The organism is Jatrophihabitans lederbergiae, assembly GCF_031845305.1.
Lineage (GTDB): Bacteria > Actinomycetota > Actinomycetes > Mycobacteriales > Jatrophihabitantaceae > Jatrophihabitans_A > Jatrophihabitans_A lederbergiae.
The window spans coordinates 156,182-181,462 of sequence record NZ_JAVREH010000002.1; the positions used below are offsets into that span (position 1 = coordinate 156,182).

General features: G+C 68.4%; 23 protein-coding genes. 13 read left to right on the top strand and 10 right to left on the bottom strand.

Features of this window, described 5'->3' with window-relative positions:
• Positions 1-22 precede the first annotated feature (22 nt).
• Positions 23-1,660, top strand: coding sequence for a chaperonin GroEL (groL, locus tag RM423_RS02300; RefSeq protein WP_311421371.1), 1,638 nt, complete (start codon positions 23-25; stop codon positions 1,658-1,660).
• A gap of 225 nt (positions 1,661-1,885) precedes the next feature.
• On the opposite strand, the gene RM423_RS02305 is transcribed toward groL, so the two are convergent.
• From RM423_RS02305 to RM423_RS02320, 4 genes are all read right to left on the bottom strand, one after another.
• Positions 1,886-2,167 (bottom strand): WhiB family transcriptional regulator, encoded by a 282-nt coding sequence (locus RM423_RS02305; protein ID WP_311421372.1) that lies wholly within the window; start codon positions 2,165-2,167, stop codon positions 1,886-1,888.
• A 273-nt stretch (positions 2,168-2,440) separates the two neighbouring features.
• A complete protein-coding gene (locus RM423_RS02310; protein ID WP_311421373.1) occupies positions 2,441-2,839 on the bottom strand; it encodes a DUF5319 domain-containing protein in 399 nt (132 codons plus the stop codon).
• A gap of 67 nt (positions 2,840-2,906) precedes the next feature.
• Positions 2,907-5,441: an ABC transporter permease gene (locus RM423_RS02315; protein WP_311421374.1), complete on the bottom strand. Its 2,535-nt coding sequence runs from the start codon at positions 5,439-5,441 to the stop codon at positions 2,907-2,909.
• A 5-nt stretch (positions 5,442-5,446) separates the two neighbouring features.
• Positions 5,447-6,301: an ABC transporter ATP-binding protein gene (locus tag RM423_RS02320; protein ID WP_311421375.1), complete on the bottom strand. Its 855-nt coding sequence runs from the start codon at positions 6,299-6,301 to the stop codon at positions 5,447-5,449.
• A 293-nt stretch (positions 6,302-6,594) separates the two neighbouring features.
• Here RM423_RS02320 and guaB point away from each other — a divergent pair, with 293 nt between their 5' ends.
• Complete coding sequence (gene guaB, locus RM423_RS02325) at positions 6,595-8,115, top strand: IMP dehydrogenase (protein ID WP_311421486.1); 1,521 nt, start codon at positions 6,595-6,597, stop codon at positions 8,113-8,115.
• Positions 8,116-8,162: 47 nt separating this feature from the next.
• Positions 8,163-8,951 carry an isocitrate lyase/PEP mutase family protein gene (locus RM423_RS02330; RefSeq protein ID WP_311421376.1) on the top strand — a complete coding sequence of 263 codons (789 nt, stop codon included), beginning with the start codon at positions 8,163-8,165 and terminating at the stop codon, positions 8,949-8,951.
• Between the two features lie 56 nt (positions 8,952-9,007).
• Here RM423_RS02330 and RM423_RS02335 read toward each other — a convergent pair whose 3' ends face one another.
• The 3 genes from RM423_RS02335 to RM423_RS02345 form a co-directional block, all read right to left on the bottom strand.
• Positions 9,008-10,372, bottom strand: coding sequence for an HNH endonuclease signature motif containing protein (locus RM423_RS02335; protein ID WP_311421377.1), 1,365 nt, complete (start codon positions 10,370-10,372; stop codon positions 9,008-9,010).
• A gap of 243 nt (positions 10,373-10,615) precedes the next feature.
• Complete coding sequence (locus RM423_RS02340; protein WP_311421378.1) at positions 10,616-12,580, bottom strand: S9 family peptidase; 1,965 nt, start codon at positions 12,578-12,580, stop codon at positions 10,616-10,618.
• 44 nt (positions 12,581-12,624) lie between these two features.
• Complete coding sequence (locus tag RM423_RS02345) at positions 12,625-13,089, bottom strand: tRNA (cytidine(34)-2'-O)-methyltransferase (protein ID WP_311421379.1); 465 nt, start codon at positions 13,087-13,089, stop codon at positions 12,625-12,627.
• Positions 13,090-13,154: 65 nt separating this feature from the next.
• On the opposite strand from RM423_RS02345, the gene RM423_RS02350 reads away from it, so the two are divergent.
• The 3 genes from RM423_RS02350 to RM423_RS02360 all read left to right on the top strand — a co-directional run bounded on the left by RM423_RS02350 (position 13,155) and on the right by RM423_RS02360 (position 15,485).
• Entirely contained in the window at positions 13,155-14,291 is a 1,137-nt protein-coding gene (locus RM423_RS02350; RefSeq protein WP_311421380.1) for a GuaB3 family IMP dehydrogenase-related protein, read from the top strand.
• Between the two features lie 104 nt (positions 14,292-14,395).
• A complete protein-coding gene (locus RM423_RS02355; RefSeq protein WP_311421381.1) occupies positions 14,396-14,800 on the top strand; it encodes a hypothetical protein in 405 nt (134 codons plus the stop codon).
• 127 nt (positions 14,801-14,927) lie between these two features.
• A complete protein-coding gene (locus tag RM423_RS02360) occupies positions 14,928-15,485 on the top strand; it encodes a hypothetical protein (protein ID WP_311421382.1) in 558 nt (185 codons plus the stop codon).
• An 8-nt stretch (positions 15,486-15,493) separates the two neighbouring features.
• Here the strand turns inward: RM423_RS02360 and RM423_RS02365 are convergent, their stop codons facing one another.
• Entirely contained in the window at positions 15,494-16,471 is a 978-nt protein-coding gene (locus RM423_RS02365; protein ID WP_311421383.1) for a magnesium transporter CorA family protein, read from the bottom strand.
• Positions 16,468-17,094, bottom strand: coding sequence for an NADPH-dependent FMN reductase (locus tag RM423_RS02370; RefSeq protein WP_396327570.1), 627 nt, complete (start codon positions 17,092-17,094; stop codon positions 16,468-16,470). Before RM423_RS02370 ends, RM423_RS02365 begins: the two co-directional genes overlap by 4 nt.
• Before the next feature lie 33 nt (positions 17,095-17,127).
• On the opposite strand from RM423_RS02370, the gene RM423_RS02375 reads away from it, so the two are divergent.
• From RM423_RS02375 to RM423_RS02390, 4 genes are read left to right on the top strand one after another with little or no spacing between them, the layout of a single operon-like run.
• A complete protein-coding gene (locus RM423_RS02375; protein ID WP_311421385.1) occupies positions 17,128-18,042 on the top strand; it encodes an oxidoreductase in 915 nt (304 codons plus the stop codon).
• 45 nt (positions 18,043-18,087) lie between these two features.
• Complete coding sequence (guaA, locus tag RM423_RS02380) at positions 18,088-19,656, top strand: glutamine-hydrolyzing GMP synthase (protein ID WP_311421386.1); 1,569 nt, start codon at positions 18,088-18,090, stop codon at positions 19,654-19,656.
• A 50-nt stretch (positions 19,657-19,706) separates the two neighbouring features.
• Entirely contained in the window at positions 19,707-20,147 is a 441-nt protein-coding gene (locus RM423_RS02385) for a hypothetical protein (protein ID WP_311421387.1), read from the top strand.
• Positions 20,148-20,194: 47 nt separating this feature from the next.
• Positions 20,195-21,835, top strand: coding sequence for an HNH endonuclease signature motif containing protein (locus tag RM423_RS02390; RefSeq protein ID WP_311421388.1), 1,641 nt, complete (start codon positions 20,195-20,197; stop codon positions 21,833-21,835).
• Between the two features lie 55 nt (positions 21,836-21,890).
• Here the strand turns inward: RM423_RS02390 and RM423_RS02395 are convergent, their stop codons facing one another.
• Positions 21,891-23,246, bottom strand: coding sequence for a PspC domain-containing protein (locus tag RM423_RS02395; RefSeq protein ID WP_311421389.1), 1,356 nt, complete (start codon positions 23,244-23,246; stop codon positions 21,891-21,893).
• 137 nt (positions 23,247-23,383) lie between these two features.
• On the opposite strand from RM423_RS02395, the gene RM423_RS02400 reads away from it, so the two are divergent.
• The 3 genes from RM423_RS02400 to RM423_RS02410 are packed head-to-tail and all read left to right on the top strand — an operon-like array spanning position 23,384 to position 25,274.
• Positions 23,384-24,097 carry a PspC domain-containing protein gene (locus RM423_RS02400; RefSeq protein WP_311421390.1) on the top strand — a complete coding sequence of 238 codons (714 nt, stop codon included), beginning with the start codon at positions 23,384-23,386 and terminating at the stop codon, positions 24,095-24,097.
• A complete protein-coding gene (locus RM423_RS02405) occupies positions 24,076-24,579 on the top strand; it encodes a sensor histidine kinase (protein WP_311421391.1) in 504 nt (167 codons plus the stop codon). Before RM423_RS02400 ends, RM423_RS02405 begins: the two co-directional genes overlap by 22 nt.
• Entirely contained in the window at positions 24,579-25,274 is a 696-nt protein-coding gene (locus tag RM423_RS02410; RefSeq protein ID WP_311421392.1) for a response regulator transcription factor, read from the top strand. The genes RM423_RS02405 and RM423_RS02410 overlap by 1 nt, the downstream gene beginning before the upstream one ends.
• The last annotated feature ends 7 nt before the right edge of the window (positions 25,275-25,281 follow it).

Below are 25,281 nucleotides of genomic sequence, written 5' to 3' on the forward strand. Positions count from 1 at the left end.
AGCAATCAGAAAGGAACCATCCATGGCGAAACTCCTCAGCTTCAACGAGGACGCCCGGCGCGCGCTCGAGCGTGGCGTCGACAAGCTTGCTGACACTGTCAAGGTCACCTTGGGCCCGAAGGGCCGCAACGTGGTGCTCGACAAGTCCTTCGGCGCACCGCTGATCACCAACGACGGTGTCACCATCGCCCGTGAGATCGAGCTGACCGACCCGTTCGAGAACCTCGGGGCCCAGCTGGTCAAGTCCGTCGCGACGAAGACCAACGACGTCGCCGGTGACGGCACCACCACGGCCACCGTGCTGGCGCAGGCGCTGGTCAAGAGTGGTATGCGCAACATCGCCGCGGGCGCGAACCCCGGCGGCGTCAAGCGCGGTATCGACGCCGCCGTCCAGGCCGTGTGCGACGCGCTGGATGCCGCCGCGACCCCGGTCGAGGGCGAGCAGGGCATCGCGCACGTCGGCACCATCTCCGCGCAGGACGCCCAGATCGGCGCCCTGATCGGAGAGGCGATGACGAAGGTCGGCAAGGACGGTGTCATCACCGTCGAGGAGTCGAACACCCTCGCCACCGAGCTCGAGTTCACCGAGGGCATGCAGTTCGACAAGGGCTATATCTCGCCCTACTTCGTGACCGACCCCGAGTCGCAGCTGGCATCCTTCGACGACCCGTACCTGCTGATCACCACCCAGAAGATCTCGTCCATCGCGGACCTGCTGCCGATCCTCGAGAAGGTCATCCAGGCGTCCAAGCCGCTGGTCATCCTCGCTGAGGACGTCGACGGCGAGGCGCTGTCGACCCTGGTCGTCAACGCCATCCGCAAGACCTTCTCGGTCGTCGCCGTCAAGGCGCCGTTCTTCGGTGACCGCCGCAAGGCGTTCCTGCAGGACCTCGCCATCGTCACCGGCGCCCAGGTCATCTCGCCCGAGGTGGGCCTCAAGCTCGACCAGATCGGGATCGAGGACCTCGGGACCGCGGGGCGCATCGTGGTCACCAAGGACCTGACGACCATCACCCACGGTGGTGGCAAGCAGGACGAGATCGAGGGCCGGATCGTCCAGATCAAGGCCGAGATCGACACGACCGACTCCGACTGGGACCGCGAGAAGCTGCAGGAGCGGCTCGCGAAGCTGGCCGGCGGTGTCGGCGTCATCAAGGTCGGCGCGGCCACCGAGGTCGAGCTCAAAGAGAAGAAGCACCGCATCGAGGACGCGATCGCCGCGACCCGCGCCGCGGTGGAGCAGGGCATCATCGCCGGGGGTGGGGCCGCACTCGTGCACGCCTCGTCCGCGCTGGACGGTCTGTCGCTCGAGGGCGACGAGGCCACCGGCGTGAGCATCGTCCGCGAGGCGCTCGTCGAGCCGCTGCGCTGGATCGCCAACAATGCCGGTCTCGAGGGCTACGTGGTGGTCAGCAAGGTGCGTGAGGCGGCCAAGACGCTCGGCACCAACGCGGGCCTCAACGCCGCGACCGGCAACTACGAGAACCTGCTCGACGCCGGTGTCGTCGACCCGGTCAAGGTGACGAAGGCCGCGCTGGCCAACGCCGCCTCGGTCGCGTCGCTGGTGCTGTCCACCGAGTCGGCCATCGTCGAGAAGCCGGCCGAGTCAGCGCCCGAGGAGCATGGCCACAGCCACGGCGGTCACGGGCACAGCCACTAGTTCGGCTGGTTCGCCAGTTCGGCTGGTTCGTCAATACGGCTGAGCAACAAGCAGAGATAGGGAACTCCCCCTCGGATCGTCCGCAATCCGAGGGGGAGTTTCGTTTCGGGCCACTCCGGCAGTGCTCGCTGCCAGATGGCCCGAGTTCATAGCGCCGCTGGTTCTGCCGGCGCCCGCTGGCTCGAGCGCCGCTGGTTCTGCCGGCGCCCGCTGGCTCGAGCGCCGCTAGCTGGCTCGGGTCCGGATGAGTTGCACGCGCTCTTCCGTCGACTTGCCACCCCAGACGCCGTACGGCTCACGGGTGCGCAGCGCCCAGTTCAGGCAGGCCTGGGTGACGGGGCAAGAGGCGCACACCTGCTTGGCGGCGCGCTCGCGGCGGGCTCGGGACGGGCCGCGCTCGTTCTCCGGGTGGAAGAAGGTCGCCGAATCCAGGCCGCGGCACGCGCCCTGAATCTGCCAATCCCAATCCTCGGCACGCGGCGCAGGCAAACGAGACACATCCGCCACGGGAACCTCCCGAACTCTCTGCCCGTGAAATGGCACTACCTGTCCACATGGTCCAACGAGACAGTATCGGGAAGGTGACGGAGAGTCACTGAGGAACTTCGGAAAGTCCCCATTCCGGACGCTGGACCTTGGTGAGCACGTTCAGGAAGGGGTTCGGAGCGACTTGTCCACCGGATGGGCGCTGACGAAAGATTCTTTTTCCGCCGGTTAGCGGCAGTGGCGGTTAGCGGCAGTGGCTGGTCAGCGGCGGTGATTGAGCAGCCGTGGGGTGGGTCAGCTGCGGTGGGCGAGCGCGTCGGTGAAGCCGCGCGCGTAGTCCCAGGTCACGTACGAGTCGGTCAGCGGTTCAGCGGCCGGCTCGTGCACGCCGGTACGGCCGTGTCCCAGCAAACTGCGGAGATTGCTGGCCATCAGCGCCCACGAGAAGTAGTGCTGTTCGCCGCAATCTCCGCAGTCGACCACGATGCCCTGAATCCCGTGCGGGCTCAGTGCCGCCTGGAACTCCGATAGCTCAGCCAGATCCGCGGCGATCTCTTTGCGGTCTGTGTCGGTGAGCGGTTCGACCGGGTCCAGCTCGTCCAGCAACTTGGACGGATCGTTGGGGTCACCCAGAAACGGATCGGTAGGTCCGCTGTCCGGAGCCGAGAACGGGTCGTGGGAGTTCACACTCATAAAGGTAACGCTCGCAGAGCCGTCGGTTCCAACTTCTTGAGTTTTTTTCGTACAGTCGATATCTGGGTCAGAGGTCGGCGATGGCCTCCAGCGGCCGGGTACGGGCCGCCCGGGTGGCCGGCCACAGGGCCGCCAGCACCCCCACCACCGCCGCCAGCACCAGCATCACAACCGACTGGGTGACCGGTACCGAGATGTGATCGAGTCCCTGGTCACGCAGCGTCCGAACGAACAGCGCGCCGAACGTCAGCCCCAGTGCCACTCCGACGACCGCTCCGAAGACGGCGATCAGCATCGACTCCAGATAGATCGTGCGCCGCACCTGGCTACGGAAGGCGCCGATGGCCCGCAGCATGCCCAGCTCGCGACGGCGTTCCACCACCGACAGGGCCAGGGTGTTGATGATGCCCAGGACGGCGATGACGATGGCCAGTGCCAGCAGGCCGTAGAGCACCGCCAGCAGTGAGTTGATCTGGGTGGCCTGCTGTCCCTTGAACTGGTCGCGGTCCTGGACCTGCACCACCAGGAACTGGTCGGTGGCCTTTTCGAGATTCGTGCGTAGCGCGGCCAGGTCGGCGCCGTGCTGAGCCTTCACCAGAACCACTATGTCGGTCAGGTTCGAGGACGGGGCGACCTCGCGGTAAAGCGCGCCCGAGCCCAGCCAACTTCCGAGCAGCTGGTTGTCGGCGTAGATTCCGGCGACCGTGGCGGTCACCGTCCGCTGGTCCGGTGTCGCCATGGCGACGGTGCTGCCGACGCTCAGGTGCCGCTGCGCGGCGAACTTCTCCGAGGCCAGCACGTTGTGGCCACTGAGGGTGCCCTCGCCACGCATCAGCGTGTACGGAACCACGGAGGTGATCGCGCCGTCCACGCCGGTGCCCTCGGCCTCCTCGCCGCCGATCCGCACCGGTATCGGATGCAGCGCGACGGCGGTCGCAACGCCGGGAACCTTGCCGGCGGCCACTCCCGCACCCACCGGTACGCCGATGGCGTCCGGGCCGGTCAGGATGTAGTCGGCCGTGACGCCGTTGTCGACGAGTGCGTTGATACTGCGCTTGGCCGAGCTGCCGAACACCGCGATGGCGGTGACCAGCATCAGCCCGAGAGTCAGGGCGAACGCGGTGGCTGCCGTCCGGCGCGGGTTGCGCACGGCGTTGGTGCGGGCGAGCCGACCCACCGAGCCGAAACCGACCGCCACCGGGGCGCCGACCGCGCCGATGATCGGACGCGACAGGGCCGGTGCCGCCAGCAGTACGGCGATGATCAGCAGCAGGGTGCCGAGGCCGACCAGGCTGGCCGCGCCGCCGCCCGCCTTGGCGAGCGCACCTGCAACCATGGCGACCGCACCGAGGGCGCCGAAGGCAGCGCCGATGGCCGTGCGGACGCGCAGCGACGAGCCGGTCGAGGCGAACTCCTCGCGCATGGCGGCCACCGGCGGGATCTTGGCAGCGCGCCGGGCCGGGGTGTACGCGCTGAACATCGTGACGATGATGCCGACGGCGAGCGCGACCACGATCGTGCGCGGCTGCAACTGCAGCGCGCCGCCGGGCAGGCCGACGTCGAAGCTGTTGAGCAGCGCGCGCAGTCCGTACGCCAGGCCGACGCCGCCGACGATGCCGATGATGCTGCCGGTGAGGCCGACGATGCCGGCTTCCAGCAGCACCGACCGGCTGACCTGGCGGCGGCTGGCACCGATGGCGCGCAGCAGCGCCAGCTCGCGCAGTCGCTGGGCCACGATCATCGAGAAGGTGTTGTAGATGATGAAGGTTCCGACCAGCAGCGCGATGGCGCCGAAGGCCAGCAGGAAGTAGTTGACGAACTTCAGGGCCGTGGTGACGTCGGCCTGCGCCTGGTCCGTCACCTGCTTGCCGGTCTTGTACGTCAGGCCGGGTACCGCGGCGCTGATCCGGTCGCGGAGCTGCTCCTGCGACAGTCCGCTGCCCGCGACGTTCACCGCGCCGACGTGCTTGCCGTCGGTGAACAGCGCGAGCGCCTGCGGCCGGGTGAACAGGGCCTCGACGTAGCCGCCGGTGTCGGCCTTGGTGTCATAGATCCCCGAGATGGTCACGTCCACCGTGCCGCGGGTGGGAACCAGCACCTTCGTGTGGGCCCCGACGGCGAGGTTGCCGAGCTTGATCGCCCCCTTGTTCAAGGCGATCTCACCCTGTTTCGCCGGCGGCGACCCGGCGACGAACCGGTACGGGTCACCGATGAGCTCGTCGGGCGGTGAGTAGGACCGTCCGATGCTCGGGGCGCCGCCGCCCTTCACCGGCTTGCCGTTCGCGGCGAGCAGAACCACCTGGGACTCGAACTGGGGGTCGATGGCACGCACGCCGGGCACCGCGCTGATCTTGGCGACGTCCGCCACCGGAACGCCGCTGCCAGCGCTGTCCGCGCCGCTGACCTGGACGTCGACGCCCTTGGCGACATCGGCGAACAACCCGTGGAAGGTGCGGCCGAGGGTGTCGGTGAAGACGAACGAGCCGGTGACGAAGGCCGTGCCGAGCACCACCGACAGCACCGTCAGGGCGAGCCGGATCTTGTGGGAGGCCACATTGCGCAGGGAGACCTTGCGCATGGCTGGGTTTGCTGTGATGGCCATTGCGCCTACACCTGCTCGAGGTTCTTCATACGGTCCAGGACCTTGTCGGCGGTGGGCTCACGCAGCTCGTCGACGATCTGGCCGTCGGCGAGGAACACCACCCGGTCGGCGTAACCGGCCGCCCGCGGGTCGTGCGTCACGATCACCACGGTCTGGCCGAGCGCGCTGACCGACTGCCGCAGGATGCCGAGCACCTCGCCGGAGGACCGGGAGTCCAGGTTGCCGGTGGGCTCGTCGCCGAAGATGATGTCGGGCCGTCCGGCCAGCGCCCGCGCGCAGGCGACCCGCTGCTGCTGCCCGCCGGAGAGCTCGGACGGACGGTGGCTGAGCCGGTCGCGCAGCCCGAGGGTGTCGATCACCGAGTCGAGCCAGGCCTGGGAGTCGGCGTCGCGCTTGCGACCGGCGATGTCCATCGGCAGCGTGATGTTCTCCAGTGCGGTCAGCGTCGGGACCAGGTTGAACGCCTGGAACACGAAGCCGATCCGATCCCGGCGCAGCTGCGTGAGCTTCTTGTCCGACAGGCCGGTGAGTTCGGTGGCGCCGATCACCACCATTCCGGAGCTGGCGACGTCCAGACCGGCGAGGCAGTGCATCAGGGTGGACTTGCCCGAGCCGGACGGACCCATGATCGCGGTGAACTCCGCCCGTGCGAAGTCGACGGACACGTCGTCGAGCGCGCGGACCTGGGTGTCGCCGCTGCCGTAGACCTTGCTCAGGCCGATGGCACGGGCGGCCAGCTGGCGGTGCTGGGCTGGCTGGAGTGGGTTTTGGGGATCGGTTGCTTGGGCTCGGTCGGTTGGGGGTTGGTCGGCGTGGTTGGCTTCGGCCTGGCCGGCGGCCGCGGTTGCGGACGGTTTCATGGACTCGCCTTTCGAGAATTGCCGGTCGTTGCGGGTTGCTGTCGGTTGATCTGACCGCTATCAGGTGCAGCTCATAGCGTGGTCGCTTCGCGGCCCGGGCGGCAGTGGGGGCAACCCTGATTTCCCCTGATGTTTGTCATAGCCGGTTCTCAGGGGGTACCCGGGCCGGGTCGAGGTTTTTGTCGAGTGGGGAGGGTGCCTGCGGCGGCCGTACTATGAGATACCGGCATCAAGGAGTTTGTGTGAGCACCGACCAGACCGCAGTGCCAACCAGCGCAGTGCCAACCAGCGCAGTGCCCAGTGAACTCAGTACCACCGACGGGGTCCCCGGCAAGTTCGCGACGCTGGGCCTGACCTTCGATGATGTGCTGCTGCTTCCGGGGCCGACGGACGTCATCCCGAGCGAGGTTGACACCTCGGCGAAGCTCTCGCGCAACATCTCGCTGCGGCTGCCGCTGGTGTCCGCGGCCATGGACACCGTGACCGAGTCTCGACTGGCGATCGCGATGGCCCGCGAGGGCGGTATCGGCATCCTGCACCGCAACCTGTCCATCGAGGACCAGGCGCAGCAGGTCGACCTGGTGAAGCGGTCCGAGGCCGGCATGGTGACCCACCCGGTGACCACGAGCCCCACCGCGACCCTGGCCGAGGTCGACGCGCTCTGCGCCCGTTACCGAATCTCGGGTCTTCCGGTGGTGGACGCGACCGGGCTGCTGGTCGGCATCATCACCAACCGCGACCTGCGCTTCGAGCACGACTACTCCCGTCCGGTGTCGGACGTGATGACGAAGATGCCGTTGGTCACCGCCCAGGTCGGCGTGCACAAGGACGTCGCGCTCGGTCTGCTGGCCAAGCACAAGATCGAGAAACTGCCGCTGGTGGATGCCGACGGCAGGCTGCAGGGCCTGATCACGGTCAAGGACTTCACCAAGAGCGAGCAGTTTCCGCTGGCGACGAAGGACCCGTCCGGACGGCTTCGGGTCGGTGCCGCGATCGGTTTCTTCGACGACGCGTGGAAGCGTGCGATGGCGCTGGTCGAGGCCGGCGTGGATGTGCTGATCGTCGACACCGCGAACGGGCACGCCTCCGGGGTGACCGACATGATCCGCCGGCTCAAGGCTGAGAGTTCCGCCGCGCACGTCGACATCATCGGCGGCAACGTGGCGACCCGGGCCGGGGCGCAGGCGCTGGTGGATGCCGGGGCTGACGCCGTCAAGGTCGGTGTCGGGCCGGGTTCGATCTGTACGACGCGGGTGGTTGCCGGCGTGGGTGTTCCGCAGGTGACCGCGATCTACGAGGCGGCGCTGGCGTGCAAGGCCGCGGGCGTGCCGGTGATCGGGGATGGCGGACTGCAATACTCCGGCGATATCGCCAAGGCGTTGGTTGCCGGTGCCGACACGGTGATGCTGGGATCGCTGCTGGCCGGGTGTGACGAGTCACCGGGCGAGCTGGTGTTCATCAACGGCAAGCAGTTCAAGTCCTACCGGGGGATGGGCTCGCTGGGTGCGATGCAGACCCGTGGACGGGCGAAGTCGTACTCGAAGGACCGGTACTTCCAGGGCGATGTGACCGACAACGACAAGCTGGTGCCCGAGGGCATCGAGGGCCAGGTGCCCTACCGCGGGCCGCTGTCGGCGGTGGCGTATCAGCTGATCGGGGGACTGCGGCAGTCGATGTTCTACGTGGGTGCCCACAACCTCGCGGAGCTGCGTGACAACGGCCAGTTCGTGCGGATCACTGCCGCGGGCCTGAAAGAATCGCACCCCCACGACATCTGGATGACGGCCGAGGCCCCGAACTACACCAGCCGCTGACGGCTTCGCAGCACCGTTCATGCCCGCACCCTGCCTAGAGTGCGGGCATGACTCTGTACGACACGATGGTGCGCGACAAAGCTGATCTGCTCCGTCGGTTGCACACCGAGCCCGAGTTGCTCGTGCTCGTCAACGTGTGGGACGTGGCCAGCGCGAAGGTGGTGGCCGGTCTGCCTGGTTGCCGTGCGCTGGCGACCGCGAGCCATTCCATCGCCGCCTCACACGGGTACGAGGACGGCGAGCAGATTCCATTCGACCTGATGCTCGCGGCCATCGGCCGGATCGTCGCCGCGGTCGACCTACCCGTGACTGCCGACCTGGAAGCCGGTTATGGCGACGTGGGTGACACCGTCCGGAGGGCGGTCGGCGTCGGGGTGGTGGGCGGAAATATCGAGGACCAGCTGCGACCACTTACCGAGGCGGTCGCAGGCATGCGCGCGGCGGTCAACGCGGCCGAGACCGAGGGCGTGCCGTTTGTGTTGAACGCTCGCACCGACGCCTTTCTGATGACGGGGGACCGAGATGCCGATGCCGTGCTGGCGGATGCCATCGAGCGCGGCAGGGCTTTTCTGGACGCCGGGGCGGACTGTGTTTTCGTGCCAGGAAAGCTGAGCGCTGAGGTCATCGCCCGGCTGGTGGACGGCATCGGGCAGCGCAAGGTCAGCATTCTGGCGGCGCCGGGCACGCCGTCGCCGTCCGAACTCGCGGAGCTGGGGGTGGCACGGGTGTCGTTCGGCCCCTGGACGCAACGGTTGGCGCTCACCGCGTTGGCCGACACCGGCGCTGAGCTGCTGCGGGGCGACGGGCTTCCTGCTGATATCCGGTCGCTGTCCTGAGCCGTCGTCGGTTTCCTGCGCCATGGGCCGCGGGCGGATGGCGCAGAGGGCGTGGTTCATGGTCGGGTGTTGCGTTGTGGTTGTTGGGTGGGGTTGATCCAGGGTGGTGGGGTGAACCAGGGCAGTCCGTGTCGCATGGTGATGGTCCAGCCGCCGGTGTTGATGCGGTCGTGGTGGTGGTCGCAGAGTAGGCAGAGGTTGTCGAGGTTGGTGGGTCCGCCTTCTGCCCAGGGTTTGATGTGGTGTTTTTCTGTCCATTCGGGTGGGTCGGTACAGCCGGGGAAGGCGCAGCCCTGGTCGCGGGCGATCAACGCCAGGGTTTGGGTGGTGCTGGCGGTGCGTCGGGTGGTGCCGTAGTTGAGGAGCCCGCCCTTGCTGTTGTGCACGATCCACGCGATGCTGGCTTGGTCGGCCAGTCGTAGCGCCTGGGCGACGGACAGTTTTTGGCCGTAGCTGGTGGAGGCCAGTCCGGTGCCGGTCTCGAACTGCTGGGCGGTCATGGTGATCAGCACGGTCGCTGGTACCCCACCTGAGGTGGGTAGTTCCCCGGAGCGCAGGGCGAGTTTGAGGATCGAGCGGAACGCATCATGCATCCGTTGCCCGGCGGTGCGCTCATCCCGCTCACCCGACTTACCACCGTCACCGCGGTTACCGGACTCCCCGCGGTCGCCGGGTTCGGCGCGCTCTCCCGGCACTTTTGACTTGGCCGGCTCGGGCGCGGCGAGGGAGTGCAGCACGGTCATCGCCAGGGCGGCGGTGTCGGTGTCGAGGTCGGCGGTAAGTCGGTACATCCCGTCCCCGCGGGGCAGGCAGCTCAGAAACCGCCGCCGCCGCTGGGACTGCTCATCGGCCAGCCGGCCGTCCGGGTCCAGGGTGTCAACCAGTTGACGGGCGATCCCGCTCAGCGTCCCCGGGTCAAAACACAGGGCCTGCTCGACGAGGAACGCCTCCGCCTCGGCCTGGTCCTCAACCGGCAGCGACGCCGCGCGGAGGGTGCCCATGGCGCGGATGATGACGTCTACATGCCGGGCGGTGATGCCACCCTCCGCCCGGGCGGCCGCGGTCAAGGGCAGCACCGGCGGCAACACCTCACCCGACAGACTGAGCCTGGGCCCGAGTTCGTGGGCGTGCCGAACCCGCGACGAGGACTCAGCCGCAGACAGGTTCAGCACCCCCGACAGCACCTGCTTGGACCCGCGCATCATCAACCGACCCGCGACGTTCCGGGCCTCCAGCTCGGCGATCAGCACCGCATCGAAGGCCTCCAACTGCCGGCGCGCCCCCTCAGCCGAACGCACGATATCCAGCAGCTCATTATCAGACAGCGGGGACAATGGCGCCACGACCAAGGCGGCAACCGCGCCCGGCAAAGCCGACGCAGCCACCACCGCCGCTACCTCGCCCACCCCCGTCAATGCCATACACCAGACACTACGGAAAGGGTCTGACAAAACTGCTTCACGAGAAGAGGCCTTGGCACCTGCACCCAAGGTGATCGGGACTCGGGCGAAGTGTCGGCACTCCCCGGCCCCGCCACTGCAGCGAGCAGCAACTTCCGAGCTGAAGAGGGACTTGCTCCGCCGAGCCGCGCCTCACCGGACCAGGCACGGATCGTGGGTGAGGCAGCTAATTTCGCGCCGAAGCCAGCCGCTAGCTCAGTACCGCTACGCCTCCGGGTGCCACAGCTGCAAGGTAGGCACGCCGGGCGTTGCGAAGCCGAACACCTGGCCGTAGAAGGACAGCTCGGCCTCGCTCGAGTTGATGATGGTCTCGGTCCGCCGGAAGCCGTGCGACTCCCCCTCGTAGGCGATGTAGGCATGCGGAATTCCCTTTGCCACCATGGCATCGCGGAACATCTCGGCCTGCGACGGCGGCACCACCGGATCGTCCAGACCCTGCAGCAGCAATACCGGGCATGACAAACCGTCGACGTTGTTCACCGGCGCACGGGTCTCGTACAGCTCCCGCGCCTCGGGCAGCGGACCGATCAGGCCGTCCAGATAACGGGATTCGAAGTCGTGGGTGTCCTGAGCGAACTGGATGAGCTCCGCCACGCCGAAGTAGGAGACACCGCAGGCGAACGCATCGGTGCTGGTGAGCGCCGACAGCACCGTCCAGCCACCGGCGGAGCCACCCTCGATGCCCAGGCGAGCCGGATCGGCCAGTCCGGCCTCGGCCAGGCCCTGCACCGCGGCCACGGTGTCCTCGACATCCACGATGCCCCACTGGCCGCGTAACCGGTCGCGGTACTCGCGCCCGTAGCCGGTCGAGCCGCCGTAGTTGACGTCGATGATCCCGATGCCGCGGCTGGTGAAGTACGCCGTCCCGACGCTTGCCGCCGGCGTCACATGAGCGGTCGGACCACCGTGCACGAAGGCGACGTACGGCGGCAGTTCCCCGTCGGGCGCGGTGAAATGCGGATTGGCAGGCGGGTACACGATGGCGTGCACCTCGCGTCCCTGTGGCCCGGGAAAGGTCATGGCCTGGGCCTGGGACAGGTAGCTGGTGTCGGGCAGGTCATCGGCGGACAGCCGGACGACGGTGGAATCCGCACTGGGCAGCTGCAACCGCCGCAGCCCGGACGGCGTCCTGGCCCCGCCGGTACGCAGCAGCACCTCGCCGTCGCGCACGTCGCCGAGGTACAGCGTGGTCTGGTCGCCGAGGTCTACGTCGGTCAGCGTGCCCGTTGCCGGATCGAGAATGCCCAGCGTGTCCAAGCCGAACGTGCGAACCGTCAGCAGTCGCCCGTCAGCAAGCGGGCGGTACCAGGACCCGCCGAGCGTCCACATCGGGCCGCCGAAATCCGCCTCGACGGGGTACAGCGGGACAAGTTTCGGCTCGGCCGTCACGCCGACGCTGTACAGGTTCCACCAGCCTGTCCGGTCGCTGATCACGTACAGGGTGTCCGAGTCGCGCCATTCCGGCTGCAGCAGCGACTCCGTCGTCGAGCCGGCCAGCGTCCGAACCGTTGTCCAGCTGCCGTCCGCACCGCGCTCGGCAACCCTCAGTTCGGTGCCGTCCCACGGCATCTGCGGATGGTTCCAGGCGATCCAGGCCAACCGGGCGCCGTCCGGGGAAAGCCTCGCGCCGCTGAGAAAGTCCGATCCCGAGACGATCGAGCGCACCCGCGAGGAATCGGCGGCCGCCGAGCCGTCCACGGGAATCGCGCAGATATCGCGGACGATCGTGCCGTCCTCGGCGTGGCTCTCGCGGACGCACCACAGCTCGCTGCCGTCGGCCGACAGCTGCGGCTCGGCGTAACGAAGCCCTGCCGGAACAGCGGGTTCCGGGCTGAGCGGTACCGGCTCGTTCGCACCGGGGTCCAGCCGGTACAGCCGCTGGTCGGTGAACTCGGTGAAGATCAGCGCGCCGCCCGCGGTGCCGGTCCAGCTGGCACCGCCGTACTCGTGCACCCGGGTCCGGGCGTTCCACGGCGGGGGGAGTACGTCGATGGCCTGCCCGTCGGCATCGAGGCGACGAACCGCCTGCCGGCCCCCCTCGGCGGGGCGCAGCTCCGTCCACCACACCTCGTTGCCGAGGAACTGGCCGCCCGAGACCGGATGGCCCTTGCTGGCCAGGTCAGCGGCGGTGATGGGCGAGGTCCACGATCCGTAGGGTGCAGTCGTCATGAGGCGATCATGCCCGTCCGGGCAGCCCCCGTCATACTGCGTCGTCATACCCCGCCCGCGAAGCCGTGCTGGCGCCAGGCCTCATATGCCGCAACGGCTGCCGAGTTGGACAGGTTCAGCGATCGGCGTCCCGGCAGCATGGGAATCCGGACCTGCCCGGTGATGCGGGGATCGGCCAGCACCTCCGGCGGCAGGCCGGTCGGCTCGGTCCCGAACAGCAAGACGTCACCGGGCAGGTACCGGACGTCGGTGAAGACCGTCGCCGCCTTGGTGGTGAAGGCGAAAACCCGCGCGGGCAGCAGGCGCAGCCAGGCGCTGGCGAGGTCCTGGTGAACCGTGACCGAGGCCAGGTCGTGGTAATCCAGCCCCGCGCGGCGCAGCTTGCTGTCGGACAGGTCGAAGCCCAGCGGGCCGATCAGGTGCAGCTCGGCGCCGGTCGCGGCCACCATCCGGATCGCGTTGCCGGTGTTCGGCGGGATCCTGGGCTCGAGAAACGCGATGCGGAACATGACAAGCATGATTGCAGCCGAGGCGGGCACGGAGCGCCGCGCGCCGGTAGGGCAGACTTCGACCCATGCCTGAGACCGTTGAGATCGGACTGGGCCGCGAGGCGCGTCGCGGCTACCACCTGGACGAGGTCGCCCTCGTTCCCAGCCGGCGTACCCGTGGCTCGTCCGTGGTGTCGACCGCCTGGCAGATCGACGCGCACACCTTCGAGCTGCCGCTGGTGGCCGCCCCGTCCGATGCCGTCGTGTCACCGGGCTCGGCCGCCGAGATCGAGCGGCTGGGCGGGCTCGCGGTGCTCAACGGCGAGGGACTGTGGGCCCGGTACGAGGACCCCACCGAGGTGCTCGCCCGGATTGCCGACCCGGCCGGCTGCACCACCGCCGCGCTGCAGCAGATCTATGCCCAGCCGGTTTCGCCGGAGCTGTTGGGTCGCCGGACCGCCGAGCTGCAGGCCGCCGGCGTCCGGGTCGCCGTCCGGTTGTCGCCGCAGAAGACGGTCGCCCTGTCGCCCGAGGTGCTGAAGGCCGGCGTGGACCTGCTGGTCATCCAGGGCACGGTGATCTCGGCCGAGCACGTCGCCTCAGAGCACGCCGCCGACGACGCGCTGAACCTCAAGACCTTCATTGCCGACCTGGACATCCCGGTGATCGTCGGTGGCGTGACGAACTACCAGACCGCACTGCACCTGATGCGCACCGGCGCGGCCGGCGTGATCGTGGGCTACGGCGCGCACTCCGGTTCGACGACCCATTCGGCGCTGGGCATCGACGTGCCGATGGCGACCGCCATCGCCGACGCCGCCGCGGCACGGCGCGCCTACCTCGACGAGACCGGCGGCCGGTACGTGCACCTGATCGCCTACGGCGACATCACCACCGGCGGCGACGTGGCCAAGGCGCTGGTCTGCGGCGCGGATGCCGTGATGCTCGGCGAGGCGCTGGCCGGCGCGTCCGGGGCACCCGGTGGCGGACGGTACTGGGACCCGACCGCCTCGCACCCTCGGGTGCCGCGGTCGGCGCTGATCGACCTGGGACTGGAGCCGGAGGACCGGCCGTCCCTGGAAGAGGTGCTGACCGGCCCGACGGCGGACCCGAGCGGTGAGCGCAACCTGTTCGGCTCGTTGCGCCGGGTGATGGCCAAGTGCGGTTACTCGTCGGTGAAGGAATTCCAGAAGGCCGAGCTGATCGTCACCGGCCTGCGCTGACTACCCAGTCTTTACCGACCGTAACTTGTGATCAGGGTGTTCGTGCTGGCCCGGGAAGCCTCGCTCGACTTGATGAGCCCGCGGACGGCGCGCACACTGGTTGCGTGGACAGCGCGCTGCTGGTGGTCGTCGGCGTTCCGGCGGTCCTCTTCGCTGCGCGCCAGGGGACCCGAGCGGTCCGGCACGAGTGGCACCGGATCACCGAGCAGCGCCGTCCCCTCGCTCCCGCCACCGTTCCGATCGAGCGAGTGACCGCGACGCTTCGACGGTTGCGCAGTGAGCTCGAAACCCGTGAGAACCGGCCGGGACTGTCCGGTAAGGGAATGCGGATGGGTGCCGTCCGGCTGGCGTATGTCGACGTGCTCGCGGTGGCCTGCCACCAGCTCGACGTGCCACCGCCGCGGACGTTCCGCGACTGCCAGACACCGCTCGCGGAGATCTACCGCGTGGAGGCACAACTGCGCGAGCGCGGCCTGGACGTGCGCGAGCCCGCGCGCCACGCGGCTTGATTGCTCGGCTCAACTCACCCAACTCGGTTCGCACCGGCGCAAGGACTGCAACGTTCTGGACCGCTGGCCGCATCTGCTTAGGTAGCGGGTGAGTCCATACTTGGTGGTCCGTCCCGAAGGAGTTGATATGCGGTTGTACGCGGCAGGACTCATAGTCGCCCTCGCGGTGACGGGCTGCGCGTCGAGCGGCCAGCGTCACGCGGCCGGCGGGGGGGCGAGCGAGGGCACGACCAGCGGTCCCGTCATGGGTGGCACGGCCAGCCCCAGCGCACCCAGCGGTACGCCCAGCAGCCCGCCGAGCTCATCGGTGAGCTGCCCGACCGACCTGAACTTCGATCAGCCGAACGGTCCCTCGGCGCAGGCGCTGCCGTCCAAGATCACGGTGTCCTGGGTGCTGCGGTGCTCGATCGTCAGCAAGGGCGCCAAGCGGGTACTGAACGTGGAGCGTTCCGACAGCGACGCCACGAACCTGGTGGACGCGCTGCGGGTTCCGTCCGGGCACAAGATCAAGGGGGTCTGCCCGATGTACCGGGCGGCGGTGCCTTACTTCGCGCTGGTGCAGCCCGACGGCAGTGCGCTCGCGCCGAAGGTGCCGGTGACGAACTGCGGGCAGGCGCAGCCCGAGGTCCTGCAGGCGCTCAACGCCCTGACGTTCAAGGTGATCAGCACCAAGCCGCTGCCGTAACCGGTGCCTTACAGCCAGCCTTTACGTTTGAAGATCAGGTAGAGCGTGCCGGCGAGGCCCACGATGACCAGCACGCTGGTGATGAAGCCGCCGTGCTTTCCGAAGCCCGGGTAGGGCACGTTCTGGCCGTAGAACCCAGTGACGGCGGTAGGAATGGCGATCAGCGCGGTGTAGGACGTCAGCTTCTTCATGATCGTGTTGAGCCGGGCGTCCTGCAGCGACAGGTTCGTCTCGAACACCGAGCTGATCATGTCCCGCAGTGACTCGGTCCACTCCGCGGCGCGCAGCACGTGGTCGTAGAGGTCGTCATAGTACGGCCGCAGCTCCTCGGTGATGTCGAAGTCCCGCCGCATCAGGGTGTTCACCACCTCGCGCATCGGCAGTACCGCGCGGCGAACGTGCACCAGTGCCTTGCGCAGCGCGAAGGTCCGGCGCTGGGTCTCGTGGTTGGTGCTGGCCTGGTCGAAGAGCAGGTCCTCCAGGTCCTCGATCTCGTCGTCGAGTTGCTGCACCACGTCGAAGTGCCCGTCGACCAGAACGTCGAGCATCCCCCAGGCAAGCGCCTTCACGCCGTACTTGATCAGGTCGCTGTTCTCGTCCCAGCGCTCGACGATCCGGTCCACGTCGAACTCGTCGGCGTGCACGGTGACGAAGGCGTGCTTGAGGACGAACGCCGAGACCTGGGTGTACGCGAGCTCGCCACTGTCGCTGTCCAGCCGCAGTGAGTAGGCCGTGAGAAAGGTGTGGGTGGAGTACCGCGAGGCCTTGGGACGCTCATGGTGTGCCGTCACGTCCTCGACGGCGAGCGCGTTCAGGGCCAGCTCGGTGCCCAGCTCGGCGAGCCGGTCGGCGTCCGGCGCCTGCAGGTCCGCCCATACCAGGCAGTCCTCTTCGCAGATGTACTGCGACAGGTCCTCGAAGGGGAAGTTCTCCTTCTCCAGGACGCCGTTGCGCCACAGCCTGGTGCGGACGGCAGCTTCGGTCATGGCGACAGTGTGCATTCCGTCGCTGTGGACTCCGCCGGCCGGTGCCCCAGCAGGGCGCGAACGGCGGACGCGAGCTTCTCGCGCAGCCCCTGCTCTGACACCAGACCGTCGGTGCCCACGAGGTCGCGGCTCATCGGCAGCCGCAAGCACGCCGGCTCGATCACATCCGCGCCGACATATCCGAGCACGGTCGCCAGCGACGTGTGGGCGCCGGCGCCACCGGTCGGCGCGGCCACCGACGAGGCGTTGATCCAGGCGACCGGCTTGCGGTAGATCTCACCGCCCCCGACCGTCCAGTCCAGCAGGTTCTTGAAGCTGCCCGGCAGCGCTCCGGCGTACTCGGGCGTGCAGAACAAGATCACGTCCGCCTCGGCGATCTGCCGGCGCAGCTCGTTCACCGGCGCCGGCAGCGGCTCGTGGTCGTCGTCCGGGTTGAACGCCGGCAGCTCGGCCAGCCCGTCGAACAGCTCGGAATGGGTGCCGGGCGGTGCCACGGCCGCGGCCGTCCGGAGCACCGCGGTATTGGTCGAGCCGTGCCGGGTACTGCCCGACACCAGCAGCAAGCGAGTCTTGTTCACGGCACTGGATTGGATCACTTCGTTCACGGCACTGGATTGGATCACTTCGTTCACGGAAGAACCGTATCGTCTCGAGCTATGTCATGGGATGTGTCGCAACTGCCCTCGTACGCCGGAAAGGCAGCCATCGTCACGGGAGGCAATTCGGGCATCGGTTTCTACACCGCGCTGGAGCTCGCCCGGCACGGCGCGCGGGTGTATCTGGCCTGCCGCAATGCCGAGGCTGCTGACCACGCCGTGCAGCGGATCCGGGCCGTCGCGCCGGACAGTGACGTCGACGTGCTGGTGCTGGACCTGGCGTCGCTGGAGTCGGTGGCCGCGCTGGCGGCCGGCTGGGACGGCCCGCTGGACCTGCTGGTGAACAACGCCGGCGTGATGGCACCGCCGTCCTGGCGTGCCACCGCGGACGGCTTCGAGCTGCAGTTCGGCACGAACCACCTCGGCCACTTCGCGCTGACCGGACGGCTGCTGCCCGCGCTGCTCGCCGCCACCGCCCCGCGCGTCGTCACGGTCGCCTCGATCGCACACCGCAACGGCAGTGCCGAGGTGCTGTTCGGCAATCCGGCGCGGGGTTACCGGCCACCGCGGGCATACTCGAACTCGAAGTTGGCGAACCTGCTGTTCGGCCTGCAGTTGCAGCGTCGCGCGAGCGCCGCCGACTCGGCGCTGACCTCCACCGTGGCGCATCCCGGGGTGTCGGCGACGAACCTGTTCCGTAGCACCGACGGGATGGGAGCCAACCCGGTCCTACGTGGGGTCTGCGGCGTGCTCGGGCAGGTGCTGCTGCAATCGGCGGCGGCCGGGGCGGTGCCGACCCTGTACGCGGCGGCGGTCGCGGCACCCGGCTCGTACAGTGGGCCGAGCTGGCCGGGGGAGTTCCGCGGCGGCGTGGGATCGGCGCGGATCAGCCCGGCGGGGCAGGACCCGGGCTTGGCCGCTCAACTGTGGGACCTGAGCGAGGAGCTGACGGGTGTGTCCTATAACTGGGCGTGAGCTGGGCTGGTGCTCTGAGCCGCTGCGCTCTGAGACAATGGCTCGGTGCAGACCGACACCGTTCTCGTCGTTGACTATGGGGCGCAGTACGCGCAGTTGATCGCCCGGCGGGTGCGGGAGGCCAAGGTCTACTCCGAGATCGTGCCGTCCTCGATGCCCGTCGCGGAGATCCTGGCGAAGCGGCCCTGCGCGATCATCCTGTCCGGTGGCCCGGCGTCGGTGTACGCGCCCGGTGCGCCGGCCACCGATCCGGAGCTCTTCACGCAGGGGGTGCCGGTCTTCGGCATCTGTTACGGCTTCCAGGCCATGACCAAGGCGCTCGGCGGCGACGTCGCCAACACCGGTGGCTCGGAGTTCGGCCGGACGCACCTGAACGTGCTGGCGCCGGGCGCACTGTTCGCCGGCGATACCGAGCTGATCGAGTCCCGCCAGGTGTGGATGTCGCACGGCGACGAGGTGACCCGGGCACCGGACGGCTTCGTGGTGACCGCCTCGTCCGCGGGCGCTCCGGTGGCTGCCTTCGAGGACACCGCACGTGGTTTGGCCGGCGTGCAGTTCCACCCAGAGGTGCTGCATACCGAGCAGGGCCAGCAGCTCCTCGAGAATTTCCTGTACGACATCGCCGGCCTGAAACCGGACTGGACCGACGCGAACATCATCGACGAGCAGGTCGCGTTGATTCGCGAACAGGTCGGCGACAACAGGGTGATCTGTGGTCTGTCCGGCGGCGTGGACTCCGCCGTCGCGGCTGCGCTGGTGCAGAAGGCAGTGGGCGACCAGCTCACCTGTGTCTTCGTCGACCACGGTTTGCTGAGGGCCGGCGAGGCGGAGCAGGTCGAGACCGATTTCGTCGCGGCCACCGGGGTATCGCTGAAGATCGTCGATGCCCGGCTGCAGTTTCTCGATGCACTGGCGGGCGTGACCGATCCCGAGCAGAAGCGCAAGATCATCGGACGGGAGTTCATCCGCTCCTTCGAGCAGGCCGAGCGTGAGCTGATCGCCTCGACCGAATCCGGGCCCCCGTTCTCGTTTCTCGTCCAGGGCACGCTCTATCCGGACGTGGTCGAGTCCGGTGGCGGAACCGGGACGGCGAACATCAAGAGCCACCACAACGTGGGTGGCCTGCCGGGCGATCTGCAGTTCTCGCTGGTGGAACCGCTGCGCACGCTGTTCAAGGACGAGGTCCGCCGGGTCGGCCTGGAACTGGGCCTGCCCGAAGAGATCGTGTGGCGGCAGCCTTTCCCCGGTCCCGGGCTGGGCATTCGCATCGTGGGGGCGGTGGACGCGTCCCGGTTGGAGATCCTGCGCCGGGCCGACGCGATCGCGCGCTTCGAGCTGTCCGCGGCGGGGCTGGACCGCGACATCTGGCAGTGTCCGGTGGTGCTACTCGCGGACGTCCGCTCGGTCGGGGTGCAGGGCGACGGGCGCACCTATGGCCACCCGATCGTGCTGCGGCCGGTGTCGTCGGAGGACGCGATGACCGCCGACTGGACGAGGGTTCCGTACGAGGTGCTCGAGAAGATCTCCACCCGCATCACCAATGAGGTCCGCGAGGTGAACCGGGTGGTGCTGGACGTGACCAGCAAGCCGCCGGGCACCATCGAGTGGGAGTAGGACAGCGGACGAGATACCGACCAGTGGTCATCGCCGCCTAGGTTGAGTAGGTGGTCACTGCCGGGCGTGCGCAGGAAGTTGAGGCGGTCCTCGGGCGTCTGGCCAGGTGGGCTGGGCTGCGCGGTGATATCCGCGCCCTTGCACTCGTCGGCTCGTGGGCTTACGGGAGGCCGCGCTGCGACTCGGACGTTGATGTCGTCCTGCTCACCGAGTTCCCGTCGAGCTATATCGACAGCGAGGACTGGCTGGCCGGCGTAGGCGGCGTGCGCCTGGTGAGAACGGCCAAATGGGGCGTCATCACGGAGCGACGGTTCGCTCTGCAGAGTGGCCTCGAGGTCGAACTCGGCGTTGGCGTGCCCACGTGGGCGCGGACCAACCCTGTCGACGAGGGCACCCGGCATGTCGTGTCAGACGGCATGCGGGTTCTCTATGACCCGGACGGGATGTTGGAAGCGCTCGCCGCTTACTGCGGGGGTCCGCCCGTCCGGTAGTGGGCTGGCCCGGCGGAATTGTCAGTACGTTCGATTATCCTGAATCTATGCCGATCAGGGATTTCGACCCGAGTGAGTGGGACCTTCCGCCCCTCGATGTCGCCGCCCTGCTCACTGAGCCGCCGCCGGAGCGCGATGAATTCTGCGGCGTGGTGCTCGGTTCTGAGCTGGGTGAGTTCTCCTCTGTCGGCTCGGGCATTCCGGTCGATCTCGGCGCTCAGGTGCACGACGACCTTGCCGCTGTCCGCCCCGGCCTGGCCGAGCTGGCGCGTGTGGGATCGACCGACTTCGGCGTGCTTGACGAGGTCGAGCGGGTGGACGCGTTGCTGGCCATCGAGAAGCAGCGCGCCTGGCTGGATTCCCTGCAACAGCAACTGCTGGCGCTCATCTCGGTGCGGGATTCCTCCGCCGAGCACTGGTGTGTCGAAGAGATCGGTGCCGCCCTGCGACTGTCCGGGCAGGTGGCCCAAGCGAAGCTGAAGAACGCCGAGCAGTTGTGCGACCGGCTACCTGCCACCTTCGGTGCGCTGGCCGATGGTCAGATCGCGGTGCTGCAGGCCACGGCGATCACCGAAGCCTCCTTCGAGCTGGACGACGCGCTGCTGCCACGCTACGAGGCCCGGGTGCTCACGCGGGCTCCCGAGCAATCGCTGAGTCAACTGAAGCAATCCGCCAAGCGCGCCGTCACCAGCCTCAACCCCACGACGGCCGAGGCCAAGCGTCAGAAGGCCCTGCACGACCGGCATGTTCGCCTCACCCCTGCCGAGAACGGCATGGCCTGGCTGACGTCGCTGCTTCCCGCCGCCGACGCCAAGGCAATCTATGCCCGCATCGACGGCGCTGCTCGGATGGCTCCCGGCACCGATCCGCGCTCGGCCGACGAGCTCCGTGCCGATGCGCTCGTCAACGGAATCCTCAACGGCATTCAGGGTGAACTGCCCACCGCGCACGGACGCCAGCCGCGAGTCAGCGTCATCATCGGCTTGGACAGCCTCGTCGGCAAGGACAACGAGCCTGGTTGGCTGGACGGTTACGGAGCTATCACCGCGGCCTACGCCCGCGAGATCGCGCACGACCCGACCGGGACGTGGCGGCGGCTGGTAACCGATCCGGTGTCCGGCCAACTGCTCGACTATGGGACGACGAGATACCGGCCACCGCAGCATCTGGCCGACCACGTGATCGCGCGCGATGGCGAATGCGCCTTCCCGTTCTGCGCCCACAGTGCCGCGCATGCCGACCTGGACCACATCGACGAGTTCCCGCAAGGCCCTACCTCGGCAGATAACCTGCAACCGCTGCATCGCAGACACCACAACAGCAAGACCCACGGCGGATGGAAAGCTGACCGTGACCCCGCCACCGGAAATACAGTCTGGACGAGCCCACAAGGCAGGACGTATCCGAGCCGGTCACCCGACCGCTGGACGAATCCCGGCTACTGGTCCACACCGGAGTCGCCACCCGCGGCTGAGCCGGATGGCGCTGATCGGCAGTCCCATGATTCTTACGACGCCCTGCCGTACGACGACGCCCTGCCGTACGACGACGCCCTGCCGTACGACGACGTCCTGCCGTACGACGACGCTCTGCCGTACCGCGAGGTGCGGTCTGTCGATAACCCGTATGACGACGTGCCGTTTGTCAATGAGTGGTATGACGATGACGGTCATCCCGATAAGGACTAGGCGTCTAGCGGTCGCCGCCGGATGCCGTGCTTTTCGGCGGGCAGTGGGCGCCGGCTCAGCTGATCCGGTCGACCTGCACGTGGCCGGCAGTGAGGTCGACATAGATGGTGATCGGCTGACCGGTGACCGCCGTGGCGGCCGGCAGTTCGAGGTGCACGTTGGCTCCGCTGACGTAATCGCCGATGGAGTGGGACGTGCCGTTCTGGATCTCGCCCATGTGCACGTCCGCGATCACGGTGGCGTTCAATTTGACAGGCAAGACCACCCGCACCTCGCCGGCAGCCTGGGTCAGGTGCACTGCTACTGGGGCAGCGGTTCTCTCCGAGCCCGTCGAGCCGACGTTCAGCTTCGTCAGATCCAGCGTCGATTGCCCGGCGAACTGCCGATGATCACCTAGTTGGCTCACCGACGTGGGCAGCCAGCCGATCTGCCCGGAGCCGTCACTCAGACTCGCCCGGGTACCACCGAACACCAGTGCCAGCGCAGCCAGCATCGCGATCGGCAGCAGCAGCAGCAGCGTGATCCGCCGTGTGACCAGACTGAGCAGCAGCCCCGCTCCCAGCACAGCCAGCCCGGTCCACAGGTACGCCGGGAACGGCACTCGGGTGAACGCGTCCAGCATGGCAACCAAGGCCCACGCCATGGCGAGCGCCAGGGCGACCCCGACCTTGATCGGCCGGCGGCGCCGGATCCGCTCGGCATGTGCAACCTTGGTCTCGGCCAACCACGCTTGCATCGACTGCCGGGTGTCGCTCAACGGCGGAATCAGCGGCGGACCCACCGGCGGTGCGCTCGTAGCCGGAACGTACTCAGTGGTGTCGGTGGTGGCTTGCGGCGGGGTCCAGGCAGGCGGCGGCTGCACGGCGCCTGTCGGCCCGAGAGGTGCAGCACCCGACTCAGGTACAGCGCCCGACTCAGATGCAGCGCCCGACTCAGGTGCGGCACCCGAATCGACACTGCCCGAACCCATGGGGATTGGCGGCGTGCCGCGGCCCAGTCGGTTCAGCAACACCAGCGTCAGGATCGCGATCAGCATCAGAGCAGGAAATGTCGGACCCGGGGCCCACCATGAGAACCATGCAATCCACAGCACGATGGCGCCCCCGATGATGACGAGCCACGGCGGAACCCGCCGACGACGCAGTTGTGCGATCGTCCGGTCGAGCGCCGAATCGGCTTCCTGCGGTTCGGGGATCAGCAACCACGCCATTCCGTACAGCAGCAACCCGACGCCGCCGAAGAAGGACAGCACCGCGAACAGCACTCGGAAGATGACTGCGTCGACTATGAAGTACTCGCCCAGGCCGCCGGCCACACCGGAGATCATGCGGTCCCCGCGGCTCCGGCGTAGCGGGCGAACGCCCGGCACCCGGCCAGAGCTCGCCGGGTCAGAATCGGTCATCGTCGTCATGCCATCCAGCCTGGGGACTCGCGCTCCGCAACGGTATCGGGGAGCACCCGGAACCGTCCCTGATTCGCCGACGGCATCGAAGGCCAGGGTCTCACCTGATACCGCGATCGCCATGCGCCAGCCATGATAGGTGCGACATGAGCACCCAGACCGCACCGCCACCAACCGAGCTCGCACCACGGCTGTACCGCAATGCCCGCACCCGGGTACTGGGCGGCGTCGCCGGCGCCATCGCCGATCACCTGGGTGTGCAGCGGTCCTACGTGCGCGCCGCCTTCGTCGTGCTGTCCTTCAGCGCGGGCCTGGGCATCCTGCTCTACGGCGCGTTCTGGATCGTGCTGCGCACACCGCCGGAAACCGAGTCCGAGAACCGGTTCCGCTCCGGTGCTGAGTACGTGCTGGCCGCCGTCGCGGGTGCCACGGTGCTGCTGCTCAACCTGCACGCGCTGCCGCTCGGCGGCTGGTTCGTTCCGTCCGTGCTCGCGTGTTTCGGCGGAGCGCTGCTGTGGCGGCAGGCCTCGGAAACGGAGCGTGAGCGCTGGCGGCGGCTGTCCCGGTCCTCCCTCTCGGCCGGTGCCGCGGACCGGATCGGATGGCTTCGGATCATCGCCGGCATCGGCCTGGTGCTGGCCGGCGCGATCTTCATCCTGGCCCGAGCCGGGCTGAGCGCGGCCGGTGTGGGACTGGCGGCGGTGCTCGTGACCGCCATCGGCATCGCGCTGATCACCGGTCCCTGGTGGCTGAAGCTGGCTCGCGAGCTGTCCGAGGAGCGGCGGGAGCGTATCCGCAACGAGGACGGGCCGACCTCGCCGCCCACCTGCACGACTCGGTGCTGCAGACGCTCGCCCTGATCCAGCGCTACGCCGACCAGCCCCGCGAGGTGACCCGGCTGGCCCGCAGCCAGGAGCGGGAACTGCGGACCACCCTGTACGCCAGCGCGGTTCCGGAAGGACAGCTGAGCCAGGCGCTGCGCAATGCGGCGGCCGAAGTCGAGGACACCTACGCCATCACGATCGATGTCGTCGTCGTCGGAGACCGGGCGCTGGACGCCCAACTGGACGCGCTCACCGCGGCGAGCCGGGAAGCCCTGGTCAACGCCGCCAAGCACGCCGGCGTCACCACGGTGTCGATGTATGCGGAGGTGGACGACCGCGGCGCCGAGGTGTTCGTGCGGGACCGGGGCGTCGGCTTCGATCCCGCTGCCAGTTGCGACCCGTCCCGGCAAGGCATTCGAGGATCGATCATCGGACGGCTGGAGCGCCACCGCGGCGTTGCCACCATCCGCTCCACGCCAGGCGGGGGAACCGAAGTGCAGATGCGAGTGGAGTTCTGATGAGCGAGCGCGAATCCGGAGTGCCGCCGAGAGTGGTTCTGGTCGATGACCACGGCATGTTCCGCGCCGGCGTCCGCGCCGAGCTCGGAGGGTCGGTCGACATCGTGGGAGAGGCCGCCACCGTCGCCGAGGCCATCGCCACCATCGTGCACACCCGGCCCGACGTGGTGCTGCTCGACGTGCACCTGCCCGACGGCGGTGGTCCCGCGGTGGTCGCGGCGAGCCTGCCGGTCGCGCCCGGAACCCGGTTCCTGGCGCTGTCGGTATCCGACGCCGCGGAGGACGTCATCTCGGTGATCCGGGCCGGCGCCCGTGGCTACGTCACCAAGACGATCTCGGGCACCGACCTCAGCGATGCGATCCGTCGAGTGGCGGACGGGGACGTGGTCTTCTCACCGCGGCTGGCAGGTTTCGTGCTGGACGCCTTCCGTGACGGCGGAGCCGGTCGGGATGACGCGTCCGGTGTGGCAACCGGATCGGAAGAACTCGACAGCTCCGACCTGGACCAGCTGACGCCGCGTGAGCAGGAGGTGCTGCGGCTGCTCGCCCGGGGCTATTCCTACCGTGAGATCGGCTCGGAGCTGTTCATCTCGGTCAAGACGGTAGAGACGCATGCCTCCAATGTGCTGCGCAAGCTGCAGCTGTCCTCGCGGCATCAGCTCACCCGGTGGGCCGCGGACCGTCGAATCGTCTGAGAGTTCT

Bases quoted from the DNA above. Each gene is read 5' to 3' on its own strand.
- RM423_RS02340 (WP_311421378.1), bottom strand. From the start codon at position 12,580: ATGACGACTGCACCCTACGGATCGTGGACCTCGCCCATCACCGCCGCT.
- RM423_RS02350 (WP_311421380.1), top strand. From the start codon at position 13,155: ATGCCTGAGACCGTTGAGATCGGACTGGGCCGCGAGGCGCGTCGCGGC.
- RM423_RS02395 (WP_311421389.1), bottom strand. From the start codon at position 23,246: ATGACGACGATGACCGATTCTGACCCGGCGAGCTCTGGCCGGGTGCCG.
- RM423_RS02390 (WP_311421388.1), top strand. From the start codon at position 20,195: ATGCCGATCAGGGATTTCGACCCGAGTGAGTGGGACCTTCCGCCCCTC.
- RM423_RS02360 (WP_311421382.1), top strand. From the start codon at position 14,928: ATGCGGTTGTACGCGGCAGGACTCATAGTCGCCCTCGCGGTGACGGGC.
- RM423_RS02365 (WP_311421383.1), bottom strand. From the start codon at position 16,471: ATGACCGAAGCTGCCGTCCGCACCAGGCTGTGGCGCAACGGCGTCCTG.
- RM423_RS02320 (WP_311421375.1), bottom strand. From the start codon at position 6,301: ATGAAACCGTCCGCAACCGCGGCCGCCGGCCAGGCCGAAGCCAACCAC.
- RM423_RS02375 (WP_311421385.1), top strand. From the start codon at position 17,128: ATGTCATGGGATGTGTCGCAACTGCCCTCGTACGCCGGAAAGGCAGCC.
- RM423_RS02400 (WP_311421390.1), top strand. From the start codon at position 23,384: ATGAGCACCCAGACCGCACCGCCACCAACCGAGCTCGCACCACGGCTG.
- RM423_RS02335 (WP_311421377.1), bottom strand. From the start codon at position 10,372: ATGGCATTGACGGGGGTGGGCGAGGTAGCGGCGGTGGTGGCTGCGTCG.
- RM423_RS02410 (WP_311421392.1), top strand. From the start codon at position 24,579: ATGAGCGAGCGCGAATCCGGAGTGCCGCCGAGAGTGGTTCTGGTCGAT.
- RM423_RS02345 (WP_311421379.1), bottom strand. From the start codon at position 13,089: ATGTTCCGCATCGCGTTTCTCGAGCCCAGGATCCCGCCGAACACCGGC.
- RM423_RS02330 (WP_311421376.1), top strand. From the start codon at position 8,163: ATGACTCTGTACGACACGATGGTGCGCGACAAAGCTGATCTGCTCCGT.
- RM423_RS02315 (WP_311421374.1), bottom strand. From the start codon at position 5,441: ATGGCCATCACAGCAAACCCAGCCATGCGCAAGGTCTCCCTGCGCAAT.
- RM423_RS02310 (WP_311421373.1), bottom strand. From the start codon at position 2,839: ATGAGTGTGAACTCCCACGACCCGTTCTCGGCTCCGGACAGCGGACCT.
- groL (WP_311421371.1), top strand. From the start codon at position 23: ATGGCGAAACTCCTCAGCTTCAACGAGGACGCCCGGCGCGCGCTCGAG.